The organism is Luteitalea pratensis (assembly GCF_001618865.1).
Classification (GTDB): Bacteria; Acidobacteriota; Vicinamibacteria; order Vicinamibacterales; family Vicinamibacteraceae; genus Luteitalea; species Luteitalea pratensis.
In genome coordinates this window covers 5,755,305-5,769,988 of the sequence record NZ_CP015136.1, presented here as the reverse complement: position 1 = coordinate 5,769,988, position 14,684 = coordinate 5,755,305, and the positions used below count along the sequence as shown (strand labels likewise).

Below are 14,684 nucleotides of genomic sequence, written 5' to 3'. Positions count from 1 at the left end.
ACGGCGATGGACGCCTCGGAGAGGCGTCCCTACCGACGGCCTGGCGAGAGGGAGCTATGAAGGTCAGAGCATCGGTGAAGCGCATTTGCGTGAAGTGCAAGATTGTCCGGCGACGCGGTGTCGTGCGGGTGATTTGCGATAACCAGAAGCACAAGCAGCGGCAGGGATAGGGCATGGCACGTATCGCAGGCGTGGATCTTCCGCGTACCAAGCGCGTCGAGATCGGACTGACCTACATCTTCGGCATCGGGCGCAAGCGCTCGGGCGACATCCTCAAGGCATCGGGCGTGAGCCCGGACGTGCGGGTCAAGGACCTCACGGAAGAGGATGTGCGCGCCATTTCGAAGGTGATCGAGGAAGTGGGCGGCGTCGAGGGCGACCTCCGCAAGGAAGTCTCGCTCAACATCAAGCGCTTGATGGAGATCGGCTGCTACCGCGGCCTGCGGCACCGCCGCAGCCTGCCGGTGCGTGGCCAGCGCACGAAGACCAACGCGCGTACGCGAAAGGGCCCGCGCAAGGGCGCCATCGCGAAGAAGAAGACGGTGTAGGACCATGGCAGACGAGAAGAAGTCAGGCGCGGCAGGCCGCAAGAAGGTGTTCAAGAAGCGCGGCGAGAAGAAGGTCGTCCACAGCGGCGTGGCCCACATCCAGGCCTCGTTCAACAACACGCTGGTGACGATCACCGATGCCGAGGGCAACGTGGTGTCGTGGTCGAGTGCCGGGGCGATCGGCTTCAAGGGATCGCGCAAGGGCACACCGTTTGCCGCCACGCAGGCGGCCATGAATGCCGGCACCGCCGCGAAGGGCGTGGGAATGCGCTCGATCGAGGTGCGTGTCAAGGGACCGGGTGCGGGTCGCGAATCGGCCGTCCGCGCTCTTTCAAACGTCGGGTTGGACGTGAAGACCATCCGCGACGTCACGCCGATTCCGCACAACGGCTGCCGGCCGCCCAAGAAGCGTCGCGTCTAGCGCGCCTCTTGACGGTCACGGTCGTCCAAAAGGGAGGGCACGCCAGCGGCGTGCTGTTCCGCGCGCTCCGGCGCGCGTCGTGAGAAGGACACGAAGTACATGGCTCGATATATCGGACCCGTCTGCCGCCTCTGCCGGCGTGAGGGGATGAAGCTGTTCCTCAAGGGTGAACGCTGCTACACGGAGAAGTGCGCGATCGAGAAGCGCAACCTCCCGCCGGGGCAGCACGGCAAGGCACGCAAGGCGAAGATGCTCGGCTACGGCCTGCAGCTGCGCGAGAAGCAGAAGGTCAAGCGCACCTACGGCGTGCTGGAGAACCAGTTCCGTCGCTACTTCGAGGCCGCCGATCGCCAGCGTGGGATCACCGGCGAGACGCTCCTGCAGCTGCTCGAGCGGCGCCTCGACAACGCGATCTACCGCCTCGGGTTCGCCACCTCGCGACCGCAGGCGCGTCAGCTCGTCAAGCACGGCCACTTCCTCGTCAACGGCAAGAAGGTGGACATCCCGTCCTACCAGCTGCGCCAGGGCGATGTCGTCGCGCTGCGGCAGTCGAGCGAGAAGAACCCGGCGATTCTCCACGCCATCGAGGAAGTGAAGGGCCGCGGCATTCCGGAGTGGCTCTCCCTCGACGCGGCGGCGTCCTCGGGTCGCGTGGTGTCGCTGCCGACGCGCGAGCAGATCAACCTGCCCGTGCAGGAGCAGCTGATCGTCGAGCTCTACTCGAAGTAGCTGCCGGACTGTGTCCGGCAGATTTGCCGGATGTCCGTCAGCCTGCCGGGGTGACCGGCGGCGGCCAGGCGGGTCTCGAGCGCAGACGCGCAGAGTCCCTGGCCTTTATTCTGACTGGAAAGGACTACATCGATGCTGTGGAAGGGGTTCCAGCGCCCGAAGCGTCTCGACGTCGACCGCGAGGGCCAGACCGGCCGATTCGGACGGTTCACCGCGCAGCCGTTCGAGCGCGGGTGGGGTACCACCATCGGCAATGCGATGCGCCGGGTGTTGCTGTCGTCCATCGAGGGCGCGGCGATCACCGCGGTGAAGATCGAGGGTGTCCAGCACGAGTTCTCGCCCGTCGAGGGCGTCGTGGAAGACGCCACCGACATCATCCTCAACCTCAAGCAGGTGCCGTTCAAGCTGCATGGGGACGAGGTCAAGATGCTGTACGTGCGCATCGACAAGCCCGGGCCGGTGCACGCGCGTGACATCGAGGTCGACCAGTCGGTCGAGGTCCTCGATCCCGACGCGCACATCGCAACCGTGTCCGAGGGCGGCAAGCTGTACATGGAACTGCGCCTGAAGAACGGGCGCGGCTACGTGTCGGCCGACCGCAACTTCGACGAGGATCTCGGCATCGGCTGGATCCCCGTGGACTCGGTGCACTCGCCGGTCCGCAAGGTGAACTACCTGGTCGAGTCGGCGCGCGTGGGCCAGAACACGGACTACGACAAGCTGACCCTCGAGGTCTCGACCAGCGGCGCCATCACGCCGACCGAGGCCATCGAACTGGCGGCGCAGCTGCTCCGCGACCACCTCTTCATCTTCGGCGGCGACGACGACGACGACGTCGTGGTCGGCGAGGGCGGCGATGCCACCCCCGCGACGCTCACCGAGGAGAGCAACGAGCACCTCGACAAGAGCATCGAAGAGCTCGAGCTGTCGGTCCGTTCGTACAACTGTCTGAAGAACGCCAACATCCGGACCATCCGGGAGCTGGTGGCCAAGACGGAGAACGACCTGCTCAAGACCAAGAACTTTGGCCGCAAGTCGCTCAACGAGATCAAGGAGATCCTCCAGACCATGGGTCTCAGCCTCGGCATGAGCGTGGAGCAGCCAGCTCAGTAAAATCGGACAGGCTGCAGGCTACAGCCTGCTGGCTACAAGGCGTAGCCTGCAGGCCGTAGGCCGTAGGCCGAGAACAGACCATGAGACACGGTGTTGCCCATCGCAAGCTCGGACGCGTGACCGAGCACCGCATCGCCCTCCTGCGCAACCAGGCCCAGGCGTTGCTCCGCCACGAGCGGATTGAGACCACGCTGCCCAAGGCCAAGGAACTCCGCCCGTACGTCGAGCGGCTGATTTCGGTGGCCAAGCGCAGCCTCGTCGCCCAGGGGACCGACGAAGAGAAGCGCCTGCGCCGGATGACGGCCGAGCGCCTCGTCGCCCGTGACGTGGCCGACAAGAAGGTCGTCACCAAGCTGTTCGACACCCTCGCGCCACGGTTCGTGGAGCGTCCGGGTGGCTACACGCGGCTGCTGAAGCTGGGCCACCGTCGTGGCGATGCAGCCGAGGTCGCCCAGATCGAACTGGTTGGCAGCGAGTACGACCCGAACGCCGGCACCGCCGACGCCGAGGGCGCCGCCGAACAGCCCAAGGGCCTCCGTGGCCGCGCCCGGGCAGCCGTCAAGAAGCTCCAGGACGAAGGCGCCGCGGAAGGCGACGAGAAGCCCAAGCGCGCCCGCAAGAGCGCCAAGAAGGACGAGTAGGTAGGGCCGGCTCTCCGAGCCCGGCCGCCGCCATTCGACGGGTCCCGGGTATCGGGTACCGGGTTCAAAGGGCCGCGTCACACGACGCGGCCTTTGTCGTTTCAGGCCCGTGGACCGTTCGCCCGCACCAGGCTGTGGCGTTGACCCTGTGATGGCGTCCCATGCCTGGCAGGCGCTCGGCCCGCGTTTCGGCGCTGGCCACGGCCTGTGGTCGGTCGTGTCCTTCTTCTTCCCGGCGCTCGCGCTCGTGAAGGACGAGAGCGTATCCCTGGCGATGCTGCTCTTCCTGCTGGAGACGCTCCTGGCCTCGGCGCTGATTGCCGCGCGGGTCGGCGTCAGCCGCCGGGCGATGCGTGCCGACGCGGACGCGGCGCGGCGTCTGCTCGAAGTGCTCAAGGTCCTGCTGATCTTCGTGTTCCCATTCAGTGTGGGCTGCGCGGTGCTGCTTGGCGCGGTCACCTTCATCGAGGTCGACAAGGGACGCGCCACCTTCGATGCGGCCATGCACATCGACCGGGTGACATGGATGGCCGTGGCCCTGCTCGGTAGCGCGGTGCTGGACTCGGCGATCGCCCCGGTACGTTCGGTGACCTGGCTCGAAACCGGGGTCGCGTGGCAGGGCAGCCGCACCGCGGTGCTGATGCTGTGCGTCCTGCTCGGATGGCCGGCAATGCTCTTCACGGGCACCACGCAGTCATTCTTCTGGGTGTTCTTCGCGCTGCGGCTGCTCAGTGACTTCGGCAGCCTCAGGCCCGGCGAACGAGAGCGCATCCGCACCACCATGTTTGGTGACGCATATCTCCAGCAACGCCTAACGCCTAACGCCTAACGCCGGGACTCGGGACTCGGGACTCTCGGGACTCGGGTAACCCAAGGTCCAAGGCCCAAGGCCGGCTCGTGTTTACCTACCCACCATGACCGGCTGCATCCACGCCTGTTTGCCGTTGGACTCGATGACCTTCGCGCGCACGTAACCTTCGGTGCCCTTGATGCGGTAGGTTGCCGTCGGGCCTTGCACGTCCTCGAGCACCGTGCCGCCCTTGCCGATGAACCGGATGCGATAACCCGACGTCGGGACCGGGTCGATCGACACGGTCATCGTGCCGTCGGCCACGCGATAGTCGCTCAACTCCACGCCGGTCGAGGCGTAGAAATCCCCACGCTCCATCGCCGCGAGAATCGCACGCGCCTCGAGCCGGGGAGCGCGGACGACGACCCAGCCCATGCCCGGGCGCGAGGATGACAGGTCGCCGAGCCGCTTGAAGTGGTGCGCATCGTCGACGGCAATCCCATACAGCTCGACACCACGTGAGAGCAGGGTGTCCCAGATCTCCTCGAGGCCGGGATGACCGTTGCCCCCGAGGTTGTTCACTCTCGGATGCCCGTTGTAGATCTCGAACAGGCGGTTGTTGCGAACCGTGGCGAGTTCGTCGGCGGTGATGGCCCACCCGAAGTTCGGGTGGTTGATGTGCGGCACGCCGTCGGCCGCGCGGATGGCGTCGACGTTCTTCTGCAGCGCGTCGGCGACGCTGCTCCCCGAAAGCGGCTCGATGCGGCGCGAGACATCGAGCCCGTTGATGTGCAGCGGTTTCGAATCGAATCGCGACGACACTTCCTCGCCCTTGATGACCAGGAACTTCTCGTCGGCGCCGTGCACCGCGTTGAGCGCGGTGACGTCGGTGAGGAAGTTGTGGTCGGTCAGGACCACGAAGTTGTAGCGATTCTCCCGGTACCAACGAACCACTTCGTCGGGCGTGCTGTCGCCGTCGCTGTTGAGGGTATGCGTGTGCGTGTTGCCCTTGAACCAGCGGAGAGACCCGGCCGCTGGCGCCGACGGTGCGGGCTGACCGGCCACGACCGCATACAGACCGGCACACAGCAGCGAGAACAAGAGGAGGAAACGACGCGACATGACCGCCTCCTTCCTGTTTCTGTCCGGCATCCTGTTACCTGCCCACCACGACCGGTTGCGTCCACGCGGCCTTGCCATCCGACTGCGTGATCCGCGCGCGGACGTAGCCTTCCGAGCCCTTCACGGTGTAGGTCGCGTCAGTGCCCTCGACCTCCTGGAGCACCGCGCCACCCTTCCCGATGAACGTGATGCGGTAGCCCGCCCACATGTTCTCGCTGGGTTGCGAGCCCCACAGCCGCGGCTTCACCTTCAGCGTGATCGCGGTGGCGGTGGCCTCGTAGGCGGCCAGTTCGACGCCCGTCGACGCATAGAAGTCGCCGCGCTCGATCGCGGCGACGATCGCCTTCGCCTCGAGCTTCTCGGCCCGCACCATCACCCAGCCCATGCCCGGCCGCGACGACGAGAGGTCGTCGAGCTTCTTGAACTCGTGGGCATCGTCGGTGGCGAGGCCGAACAGGAGGATGCCCCGGGACAACAGCGTGTCCCAGGTCTGCTCGAGGCTCGGGTGCCCGGAGCCCCCGGCGTTGTTGACCATGGGATGGCCGTTGTAGACCTCGAACAGCTTGTTGTTGCGGAGTCCTGCGAGGTCGTCAGCTGTGATCGCCCACCCGAAATTCGGATGGTTGATGTGTGGCACGCCGCCCGCCATGCGGATGGCATCGACGTTGTTCTGCAGCACCGCGGCGACGGTCGAGCCCTCGCGGCTCGGCGGGACGAGCCGATCGGGGTTGAGGGCGTTGATGTGCAACGGCCTGCTCTGGAAGCCGGACGACACTTCCTCGCCCTTGACCACCAGGAACTTGTCGTCGGCTCCGTGCAGGGCATTGAGGCCATCGACCGACGTCAGGTAGTTGTGGTCGGTCAGGACAAGGAAGTTGTACTTGTGGTCCCGGTACCAGCGCACGACGTCGTCAGGCGAGCTGTCGCCGTCGCTGTTCAGCGTGTGGGTGTGGGTGTTGCCCTTGAACCAGCGCAGGGCGCTCGCGGCTGGTGCCGGTGAGGACGGCTGACCGGCCACGACCACGTACAGTCCGGCACACAGCAGCGACGACGAAAGGAGCAGACGGCGCGACTTCATCGCCACACAGCGTACCTCAGGCGGTGTGACGTTCCGCTCACGTGCCCGCATGGAATGGGTTCGGGCCGCGGTCGTCGTGTTCCGGCCCGGTTCCGTAGGGCCGTACCCGGTACCCGGTACCCGGTACCCGATCGGTGACCCTTCCTACGCCTCGCTGTGTTCGACGCCGTGCTCGGTCTTGTGCGCCGCCACGATCTTGGCCTGCAGGTGAGCCGGCACCTCCTCGTAGTGCGAGTGCGCCATGTGGTACGACCCGCGCCCACCCGTCGCCGAGGTCAGGTGCTGCTCGTACGTGAGCATCTCCGACATCGGGACCTGTGCCTTGATGACCGTCGCGTGGCCACGCGCCTCCATGCCGCTGATCCGGCCGCGGCGGCCGTTGAGGTCGCCCATCAGGTCGCCGGCGAACTCGTTCGGGGCGTGTACCTCCACCTGCATGATCGGCTCGAGCAGCACTGGCCTGGCGCGTGTCATCGCGTCCCGGAAGGCGATCGATCCCGCCATCTTGAAGGCGAGTTCATTGCTGTCCACGGGATGGAACGAGCCGTCGAACACGGTGGCCTTGAAGTCGACCATCGGGAACCCGGCGAGGAAGCCGCGCGTGCGGGCCTCCTGGATGCCCTTCTCCACGGCCGGCACGTATTGTCGCGGGATCGATCCGCCGAAGATGTCGTCCTCGAACTGGAAGTCGGCGCCGCGCGGCAGCGGCTCGACGCGGATCTTGCAATCGCCGAACTGGCCGTGGCCGCCGGTCTGTTTCTTGTGGCGGCCATGCGCCTCCGTACTGGCCGTGATCGTCTCGAGGTACGGGATGCGTGGCAGCTTCAGCGTCACGTCGACGCCAAAGCGCCGCTTCAACTTCGCGACCGTCACCTCGAGGTGCATCTGGCCCTGCCCCGAGATCAGCTGCTCGTGGGTGCGGGGATCCCGATCGGTCCGAATCGTCGGGTCTTCCTCCTGGAGCCGATGCAGCGCCGTGCTGATCTTGTCCTCGTCCCCGCGTGACTTGGGCTCGAGGGCATACGACATCAGTGGCGCCGCAAACGCAATCGGCGGCAACGTCAGGTCGGCGGCCCTGTCCGAGAGCGTGTCGCCGGTCTGGGCATCCTTCAGCTTGGCGATCGCGCCAAGGTCACCCGCGTGCAGTTCGGTCACCTGGGCCTGCGTCTTGCCCTGCAGGGCCATCAGGTGGGCGATACGCTCCTGGGTGCCGCGCGTGAGGTTGGTCAGCGTGCTGTCGTTGCGCACGATGCCGGTGACGACCCGGAACAGCGAGATGCGGCCAGCGAATGGATCGGCCACCGTCTTCCACACGAACACACGCGTCGGGCCGCTCTCGTCGGCCAACGTCGTGATCGCGTCCCCGCTCGACTTCTCGATGGCCGGCAGCGGCCGATCCACTGGTGAAGGCGTGTAGTGCACCAACGCCTCGAGGAGGCGATCGGTACCGATGTTCTCGGCCCCGGAGGCGCAGAACACCGGTACGACCGCACCCGTACGCACGGCCGTCCGCAGCCCCGCCACCAGTTCGTCGTCGCTGAGCGTCCCCTCGTCGAAGAACCGCGACATCAGGTCGTCGTCGGCTTCCGCCACGAGCTCCACCAGCGCTTCCCGGGCGTTCTTGGCCTCGGCCGCGATGCTTTCCGGGATGGCGACCGGCTTGCCACGCCCGGTGCCGCCCTCGTAGGTGTAGGCCCGTTGGGCCACCAGGTCGATGACGCCGCGGAAGCCCTTCTCCTCGCCGTACGGCAACTGCACCGGCACGAGGGATCGTCCGAAGGCGGCATGCAGATCCTCGAGGGCGGTCACAAAGCTGGCACGCTCGCGATCCAGGCGATTGACGACGACGAACTTCGCCAGCCGCTCATCGTTGGCCAGGGCCCAGACGCGTTCGGTCTGCACTTCCACACCTGCCACCGCGTCGACGACCACGAGGGCGGCGTCGGTCACTCGCAGTGTGGCGCCCGTTTCGCTCAGGAAGTTGCCGAAACCGGGTGTGTCGACGAGGTTGACCTTCGTGCCGTGCCAGTCGAGCCAGGCCGGCGTCGCGGCCAGCGTGTGCTTGCGGACGATGGCCTCTTCGTCGAAGTCGGTGGGTGCCGTCCCGTCGTCGACGCGGCCCAGGCGGGTCGTGGCTCCAGCCGTGAACAGCACCGCGGAGATGAGCTGGGTCTTGCCGGAGCCGTTGTGGCCGACGACTGCCACGTTGCGAATGGACGCCGCTGCATAGGTGGGCATGAGCACCCTCGACGGAGTAACGAGCTACACGCCGCGATGCTATGACAGAGCCGCCGGGGGAACAAGGGCAGCCACGGCTCGGCCTTCGGCACCCTCGTCCCACGAGACCGGCCTTCGGCCTTCGAAGGCCGACGGCCGAATGACGACGGCCGCCGCCTATTCGTACCGCAAGGCTTCGATGGGATCCAGCTTGGAGGCCTTCACCGCCGGCAGCATCCCGAACAGGATGCCGACCGTCGCCGAGAAGCCGACGCCCAGCGCGAACGACCAGAGGGGCAGTGAGACGGGGAAGCCCGCGAAGACGTTCACGGCATAGCCGATCCCGGCGCCCAGCGCGATGCCGAGCAGCCCGCCGAGCATCGTCAGGAAGACCGCCTCGATGAGGAACTGCACCAGGATCTCGCGACGACGCGCGCCGAGTGCCTTGCGAACGCCGATTTCACGCGTCCGCTCGGTGACCGAGATGGTCATGATGGCCATCACGCCGATGCCGCCCACCATCAGGGCGATCGAGGAAATGACGAACAGCGCCAGCACGACGGCTTTCGTGAACTGCCGCAGGAACGCGACGATGAAGTCGGCGGTCACCGTGTCGAAGTCGTTCTCCTCACCGAGCTTGAGCCGGTGGCGGGCCCGCATGATCGACTCGATCTCGGTGCGCAGTTCGTCGACGTTCACGCCCTCGGCCGACGAGACGACGATGGTGAGCGGCCGGAAGACGATGCCGCGGAACCTGGGCGTCGGGTAGCGCTTCTCGTACGTCGTATAGGGGATGACCGCGAAGCCGTTGGCGTCGCCGAGCGCTGCGGGTCGCTTGTCCATCACGCCGACGACCGTGTAGGAATCGCGCCCGACGCGGATCACCTTGCCGAGCGGGTCGATGCCACGCGTCAGGAACATCGCCTCGGCGGGCGAATAGCCGAGCACGATCACGTTGCGGCGGTTCAGGACTTCGAAGTCGCCGAAGAAGCGCCCGGACATGAACGGGATGAAGTTCATGTCGCCCCAGTTGGACGTGGCCCCGATGACTGCGAACCGCTTGGTCGCCTGGCCAGCGAACGACATGCGCTCGATCGCCGCGAACGGGCCACCCCCACCGATCTGCAGGCCGACTTCGCCCACCAGGGGCGACTCGCCGAGCGCCTTCGCGTCGTCGTTGGTCAGGTTCGGGCGCTTGATGAGCTCGAGGAAGCTGCGCCCGCTCGAGAAGCTCTGGAAGCCGAGCTTCTGCACGAAGACCGTGTTGCTGCCGAAGGCCCGGATCTGGCCCTCGAGCGAGTCGCTGAACCCGGTGATCAGGGCCGTCATCGCCACAATCGACATGACGCCGATGACCACGCCCAGGATCGTCAGCGCCGAGCGCAGCTTGTTGGCGCGCAGCGTGTCGAACGCGATGACCAGGATTTCCCAGAGCATGCCGACGCGGATCGCCACGGCTACTCCCGCCTCAGGGCTTCGATGGGGTCCAGCTTCGATGCGCGGATCGCCGGGTACAGGCCGAAGAACAGCCCGACGATGGCCGTGATGCTGATGCCCATGATCACGGCCCAGAGTTCGATCTTGGCCGGGATGGGCGAGAAGTAGGCGACCAGCCAGGCGACGATGAACCCGAGCAGCGTGCCGACCATCCCGCCGACGACCGACAGGGTCGTGGACTCGGTCAGCACCTGCCACACGATGTCGCGCCGGCGCGCGCCAAGGGCCTTGCGCAAGCCGATCTCCCGCGTGCGCTCGCTGACGACCATCAGCATGATGTTCATGATGACGATGCCACCCACGACCAGTGACAGCGAGACCAGTCCGATCAGCACCGCGAACGCGCCCTGGCTGAAATTCTTCCAGAGCTCCATGAACGTGTCCGAGGTGACGATGCCGAAGTTGTCCTTGTCGCGTGGACGCAGCTTGCGCGAGGTGCGCAGGGCCACCCGCGCTTCCTCCATGGCCTCCGGGACCAGCGAGGGGTTGATTGGCTTGACCGTGATCTCGAAGCTGCGGCGCGAGCCGAACATCTTCTGGAATGCGCCGAGCGGGATCAGCACGAAGTCGTCCTGCGAGTTGCCGAACATGCTGCCCTTCTTCTCGTTGACCCCGGCGACCCGGAAGTGCACGCCGTTGACCATGATGGTCTGATCGACGGGGTTGCGTCCCTTGAAGAGCTTGTCGCTCGTCTCGACGCCGAGGTAGGCGAGCGGGCGCGAGCGCTGGATCTCGATGCGGCTGATGGTGCGGCCGCGCTCGGCCTCGTAGCCGCCGAACTGGTCGTAGTCGGCCGACACACCCCGGATGCCGACGTTCTCGATGGTCTCGTTGCGGAAGGTGACGTTGGCCTGGCTGTTGGACTGGGCCATCACGGCGTCGATGTTGCCGCCGATGCCCTTGACTGCCCGCAGGTCCACGAGGGAGACGTCCGGGTTTTTCCGGCGTGCCTCCTCCTCCTCTTCCTCGTTCGTGATCACGCCGACACGGGCGACCTGGAACGTGCCGACCCCAACCTCCGACACGATGGAGTCGGCGACGTAGCCATTCATGCCCTGGATCAGGGCCACGACGGCGATGATCGACGTCACCGCCACCACGTTGCCGAGCACCATCATGAACGACCGGAGCTTGTTGGCCCAGATCGAGGAGAGGGCGAGGCCGACCGCGTCGAGGAACTTGTTCATGACGCCTGCGACTTACGACTTCTTCTTGGCCGCTTCGGCGGCCGTGTCGGACAGACGGACTTCATCGCCATCCTGCAGGTCACGCACCGAGTTGAACGGTCCGGTGATGACCTTGTCACCGACCTTCACACCCGACATGACCTCGAAGTAGCGCTCGCCAGCGATGCCCGTGTGTACCGGCACGAACTCGGCGTTCTTGTCGCGCATCACGAAGACGCCCTCGGTTTCCTTCCGGGTCTGTCCCTCGGGCAGTTCGGCCGGCGTCGCCGGTGTCGGGGCCTTCTTCTTGGCGTCCTGCTTCGGCGGCCGGACGACGGTGCCGGCCTTGTCGTAGACCAGGTCGCGGACGGCCATCGCCTGGATCGGCACGGCCACCGCCTTGGCGCGCTTCGCGGTTTCGATCTCGGCCGAGCACGTGAACCCCGGACGCACCTCCTCGATCGTGTGATCGAGCTGGACCGTCACCTTGAAGTTCGTCGCCGCCTGGCCAGCGCTCGCGGCCGCCTGCCCCGTCGCCGCCTGGATCGGGCTGTTGCCGATCTCGGTCACCTTGCCCGTGTACTCCTTGCCAGGCAGTGCGTCGATGGTGACCTTGGCCACCTGGCCGAGCCGCACGGTCGGGATGTCGGTCTCGTCGACCTCGACCTCGGCCTCGATGACCGACATGTCGGCGATGGTCAGCAACACCGTGCCGGCGTTGTTCATCGTACCGATGACGACCGTCTCACCCTCCTCGATGTTACGACGGGAGACGATGCCGTCGATCGGTGATTCGATGCGGGCCCGACTCAGGTTGTACTGTGCCTGGTTCAGCGTCGCGCCTTCCTGGCGGATGCGCTGATCCTGCGTCTTGATGTCGATTTCGCGCTGGCGCAGTTCCGCCTCGCCGACGTTCACGGCGTTCTCCGCGCGGTCGAGCTCCTGCCGCGTGGTCAGTTGCTGCGCCCACAGTTCCTGCTGGCGCTTGAGCTCGGCGCGCGCGAGCGCGAGGTTCTCGCGCGCCGAGACGATCGCGAGCCGCTGCTGCTCGAGCATCGATCGAGCGGCCAGTTGGCCGGCTTCACCCGATTGCACGGCCGAGGCGAGGTTGCGCGGGTCGATTTGCATGAGGAACTGCCCACGCTTGACGCGGTCGCCTTCCTCCACGGACAACTGGGTCACGCGCCCCATGTTGTCGGCACTGATGTTCACGGTGCGCTTGGCCTGGATCTTCCCCGAGGCCGACACGATCGCGGTCAGATCCCTGGCCTGCACGGCTTCCACCGTGACTTCCTTGCCGGTCTTCTTGCGATACGCGAAGTTGGCGTAGGCCAGGCCGGCCACGACCGCCAGCACCACGATGGCCCCCAGCCACCGCTTGGTCGAACGTTTCATCTTCCCCCCAAAACCGCTTTGATGGCCGCGATGGCCAGGCCGATGAGGACGTACACCACGAATAACCCGCCAGCCACCGACGTCCATTTTCGGCGATAGACCGCTGCGAGGCCAATTGCGAGCACCACGAGATACCAGATCCAGAACAGGTCGACGAAGCCCAGCATTGACGCGAGGAACGACCCCTCGGCCATGTTCGGGAAGAACACGGCCAGGTTGGTCGCGCTGCTCATCGACTGGCGCTGGTAGTTGACAGGCAGCGTGAACGCGGCCTGCAGGAGGTTGATGACCCCCGCGTGCGACACCACCGCGAGCACCTGCCGGTACTGCGCCTCTCCGCCCAGCACCGTGAACACGCCGAACAGGATGCCGGCAATCGCCGCCGCCATGAGTGGGCCGATGACCAGGATCGAGGCACCCTGAATCCACGACATGAAGCCGGCCTGGCGCTGCAGCCCGGCGTACATCTCCGGGTTGACGGCCCCGCCGAACGACTCGATGCTGGCGACGGCCTGGTCCACGTAGGCCGCCTTGCCGACGTCGGACGCGAGGAACACCGCGTATCCGACCGCCAGAAGGACTGTTGTCAGCGCCAGCACGTCGAGCCAGCGGGGCGCCGCGGCAATCCGGGCCATGGTCTCTCCCGGGGAGACGACCACGCCAATCACGCGCTGAACGAAAGGGAGCGGCCGCGCCGCATCAAGGGAAGTGTCCTGGGTCATGGAAGAACGATGTGACGAACCGGATGCACCCGAGGAGGTCGCGCCTCGTCCAAGGTCTTCCGCGTCACGCGTATAGTACGCAACCCATGTGGCGGATGTTCGGAAACGGACACCTGCCGGGGCCTCCGGGCCGAACGGCTACACTGGCGTGATGACCCTGCTCCGGAGACTCCTGCTGGGAGGCGCCTTCGCGCTGATCCCCGCGCTTGCCGCCGGTCAGGGTGTCGAGGCAGTCGGAATGCGCGCGCTCGGGATGGGCGGCGCATTCGTCGCGGTCGCAGACGACGCCTCGGCGACGTACTGGAATCCCGCGGGACTGGTAACCGGGTCGGTCGTCTCGGCGGTCGCCGAGGTGGCACGCGGGCAGTTCGAAGGGACGCCCATCGGCGGCGCCACGCCGCCCGTGACCGGCTTCGCCGGGCAGGGCAGCACCCTCGTGGCGCTCGGCACCTGGCCCGTCGGGGCAACCTTCTACCGGCTGTCCGACGCGAGCGCCACGGTGGTCGGCCCGGGAACCGAGGCTCAGAACGTCGTCTCGGCGGCGGCCTTGCAGCGCCTCACCACCACGCATGTGGGCGTCAACCTCCTTCACTCGGTCGTGTCGGGGCTGCACATCGGGGCGACGGTGAAGTACGTCCACGGCAGTGCCGGGCAGGCCGCGCGTCTGCCGGCGCCAGGCGACCCCCTGGACGCCGCCCGCGACCTCGACACCCACGGCAGCAGCCAGTTCGACGTCGATGCCGGCGTGATGGTCGACCTGCGCAGAGTCAAGCTGGGGCTCACCGGCCGCAACCTGTTCGAGCCGGAGTTCGAGACGGACCAGGACGCCATCCGCCTGCGGCTCTCCCGGCAGGTGCGGGCCGGCGTGGCCTTTCGTGCGGCCGAAACGCTGATCGTGTCCGTGGACGCCGACATGACCCGGAGCCCCGACATCACCGGCGACCGGCGGTCGCTGGCAGCGGGAGCCGAGCAGCGCTTCTGGCGGGACCGTGCGGCCCTACGGGGCGGCGTGCGCATCAGCACGGCAGGCGACACCCGCCCCGTCGTGACGACCGGCGGCAGCATCAGCCTGAAGAGCGGCATTTTCGCCGACGGGTACCTCGCCGTCGGGCTCGACGAGGCGTCGTCGGACGGCTTCGGTGTCGGCGTGCGGGTGGTCTTCTAAGTTTCTGCCACTCGCGTGCCGATTGTCCTCTGCGGAGATTGCACCCTGCGTCCGGGACGCCCAAGTTCCGGCGGGCCAGC

The 14,684-nt window shown here is 66.6% G+C and carries 15 protein-coding genes; 8 read left to right on the top strand and 7 right to left on the bottom strand.

Translation table 11 applies throughout. The annotated features are described in order from the left end of the window. Positions 1–56: 56 nt before the first annotated feature. The 7 genes from rpmJ (at position 57) to LuPra_RS24150 (ending at position 4,281) form a co-directional block, all read left to right on the top strand. Positions 57–170, top strand: a complete 114-nt coding sequence (rpmJ, locus tag LuPra_RS24180; RefSeq protein ID WP_110173142.1) for a 50S ribosomal protein L36 — start codon at positions 57–59, stop codon at positions 168–170. A 3-nt stretch (positions 171–173) separates the two neighbouring features. After that, positions 174–548, top strand: a complete 375-nt coding sequence (rpsM, locus tag LuPra_RS24175; RefSeq protein ID WP_110173141.1) for a 30S ribosomal protein S13 — start codon at positions 174–176, stop codon at positions 546–548. 4 nt (positions 549–552) lie between these two features. Next, positions 553–969, top strand: coding sequence for a 30S ribosomal protein S11 (gene rpsK / locus LuPra_RS24170; RefSeq protein WP_110173140.1), 417 nt, complete (start codon positions 553–555; stop codon positions 967–969). Positions 970–1,068: 99 nt separating this feature from the next. Then, entirely contained in the window at positions 1,069–1,698 is a 630-nt protein-coding gene (gene rpsD, locus LuPra_RS24165; RefSeq protein WP_110173139.1) for a 30S ribosomal protein S4, read from the top strand. A 132-nt stretch (positions 1,699–1,830) separates the two neighbouring features. Further along, positions 1,831–2,811, top strand: coding sequence for a DNA-directed RNA polymerase subunit alpha (locus tag LuPra_RS24160; RefSeq protein WP_110173138.1), 981 nt, complete (start codon positions 1,831–1,833; stop codon positions 2,809–2,811). An 80-nt stretch (positions 2,812–2,891) separates the two neighbouring features. Continuing rightward, the gene (gene rplQ, locus LuPra_RS24155; RefSeq protein ID WP_110173137.1) at positions 2,892–3,452 is read left to right on the top strand and encodes a 50S ribosomal protein L17; all 561 of its coding nucleotides are present in this window, start codon (positions 2,892–2,894) and stop codon (positions 3,450–3,452) included. A gap of 151 nt (positions 3,453–3,603) precedes the next feature. Further along, on the top strand, positions 3,604–4,281 hold the full coding sequence (locus LuPra_RS24150) for a hypothetical protein (protein ID WP_110173136.1): 678 nt from the start codon (positions 3,604–3,606) through the stop codon (positions 4,279–4,281). Positions 4,282–4,353: 72 nt separating this feature from the next. On the opposite strand, the gene LuPra_RS24145 is transcribed toward LuPra_RS24150, so the two are convergent. The 7 genes from LuPra_RS24145 to LuPra_RS24115 form a co-directional block, all read right to left on the bottom strand. Further along, entirely contained in the window at positions 4,354–5,364 is a 1,011-nt protein-coding gene (locus LuPra_RS24145; protein ID WP_110173135.1) for a PHP domain-containing protein, read from the bottom strand. Positions 5,365–5,398: 34 nt separating this feature from the next. Further along, entirely contained in the window at positions 5,399–6,442 is a 1,044-nt protein-coding gene (locus tag LuPra_RS24140) for a CehA/McbA family metallohydrolase (protein WP_110173134.1), read from the bottom strand. Between the two features lie 144 nt (positions 6,443–6,586). Further along, on the bottom strand, positions 6,587–8,680 hold the full coding sequence (gene fusA, locus LuPra_RS24135; RefSeq protein WP_110173133.1) for an elongation factor G: 2,094 nt from the start codon (positions 8,678–8,680) through the stop codon (positions 6,587–6,589). Positions 8,681–8,836: 156 nt separating this feature from the next. Next, positions 8,837–10,114, bottom strand: a complete 1,278-nt coding sequence (locus LuPra_RS24130; RefSeq protein WP_110173132.1) for an ABC transporter permease — start codon at positions 10,112–10,114, stop codon at positions 8,837–8,839. Between the two features lie 2 nt (positions 10,115–10,116). Further along, positions 10,117–11,343 (bottom strand): ABC transporter permease, encoded by a 1,227-nt coding sequence (locus LuPra_RS24125; protein WP_110173131.1) that lies wholly within the window; start codon positions 11,341–11,343, stop codon positions 10,117–10,119. Between the two features lie 12 nt (positions 11,344–11,355). Continuing rightward, positions 11,356–12,717 (bottom strand): efflux RND transporter periplasmic adaptor subunit, encoded by a 1,362-nt coding sequence (locus tag LuPra_RS24120; RefSeq protein ID WP_157899614.1) that lies wholly within the window; start codon positions 12,715–12,717, stop codon positions 11,356–11,358. After that, positions 12,714–13,439, bottom strand: a complete 726-nt coding sequence (locus LuPra_RS24115; RefSeq protein WP_110173129.1) for a YIP1 family protein — start codon at positions 13,437–13,439, stop codon at positions 12,714–12,716. The genes LuPra_RS24120 and LuPra_RS24115 overlap by 4 nt, the downstream gene beginning before the upstream one ends. Before the next feature lie 151 nt (positions 13,440–13,590). Between LuPra_RS24115 and traF the strand changes: the two genes are divergently transcribed. Beyond that, positions 13,591–14,604, top strand: coding sequence for a conjugal transfer protein TraF (gene traF, locus LuPra_RS24110; protein WP_110173128.1), 1,014 nt, complete (start codon positions 13,591–13,593; stop codon positions 14,602–14,604). Positions 14,605–14,684 lie beyond the last annotated feature (80 nt).

Bases quoted from the DNA above. Each gene is read 5' to 3' on its own strand.
- fusA (WP_110173133.1), bottom strand. From the start codon at position 8,680: ATGCCCACCTATGCAGCGGCGTCCATTCGCAACGTGGCAGTCGTCGGC.
- LuPra_RS24120 (WP_157899614.1), bottom strand. From the start codon at position 12,717: ATGAAACGTTCGACCAAGCGGTGGCTGGGGGCCATCGTGGTGCTGGCG.
- LuPra_RS24150 (WP_110173136.1), top strand. From the start codon at position 3,604: ATGGCGTCCCATGCCTGGCAGGCGCTCGGCCCGCGTTTCGGCGCTGGC.
- rpsD (WP_110173139.1), top strand. From the start codon at position 1,069: ATGGCTCGATATATCGGACCCGTCTGCCGCCTCTGCCGGCGTGAGGGG.
- LuPra_RS24145 (WP_110173135.1), bottom strand. From the start codon at position 5,364: ATGTCGCGTCGTTTCCTCCTCTTGTTCTCGCTGCTGTGTGCCGGTCTG.
- rpsM (WP_110173141.1), top strand. From the start codon at position 174: ATGGCACGTATCGCAGGCGTGGATCTTCCGCGTACCAAGCGCGTCGAG.
- traF (WP_110173128.1), top strand. From the start codon at position 13,591: ATGACCCTGCTCCGGAGACTCCTGCTGGGAGGCGCCTTCGCGCTGATC.
- rplQ (WP_110173137.1), top strand. From the start codon at position 2,892: ATGAGACACGGTGTTGCCCATCGCAAGCTCGGACGCGTGACCGAGCAC.
- LuPra_RS24115 (WP_110173129.1), bottom strand. From the start codon at position 13,439: ATGACCCAGGACACTTCCCTTGATGCGGCGCGGCCGCTCCCTTTCGTT.
- LuPra_RS24140 (WP_110173134.1), bottom strand. From the start codon at position 6,442: ATGAAGTCGCGCCGTCTGCTCCTTTCGTCGTCGCTGCTGTGTGCCGGA.
- rpmJ (WP_110173142.1), top strand. From the start codon at position 57: ATGAAGGTCAGAGCATCGGTGAAGCGCATTTGCGTGAAGTGCAAGATT.
- rpsK (WP_110173140.1), top strand. From the start codon at position 553: ATGGCAGACGAGAAGAAGTCAGGCGCGGCAGGCCGCAAGAAGGTGTTC.
- LuPra_RS24125 (WP_110173131.1), bottom strand. From the start codon at position 11,343: ATGAACAAGTTCCTCGACGCGGTCGGCCTCGCCCTCTCCTCGATCTGG.
- LuPra_RS24160 (WP_110173138.1), top strand. From the start codon at position 1,831: ATGCTGTGGAAGGGGTTCCAGCGCCCGAAGCGTCTCGACGTCGACCGC.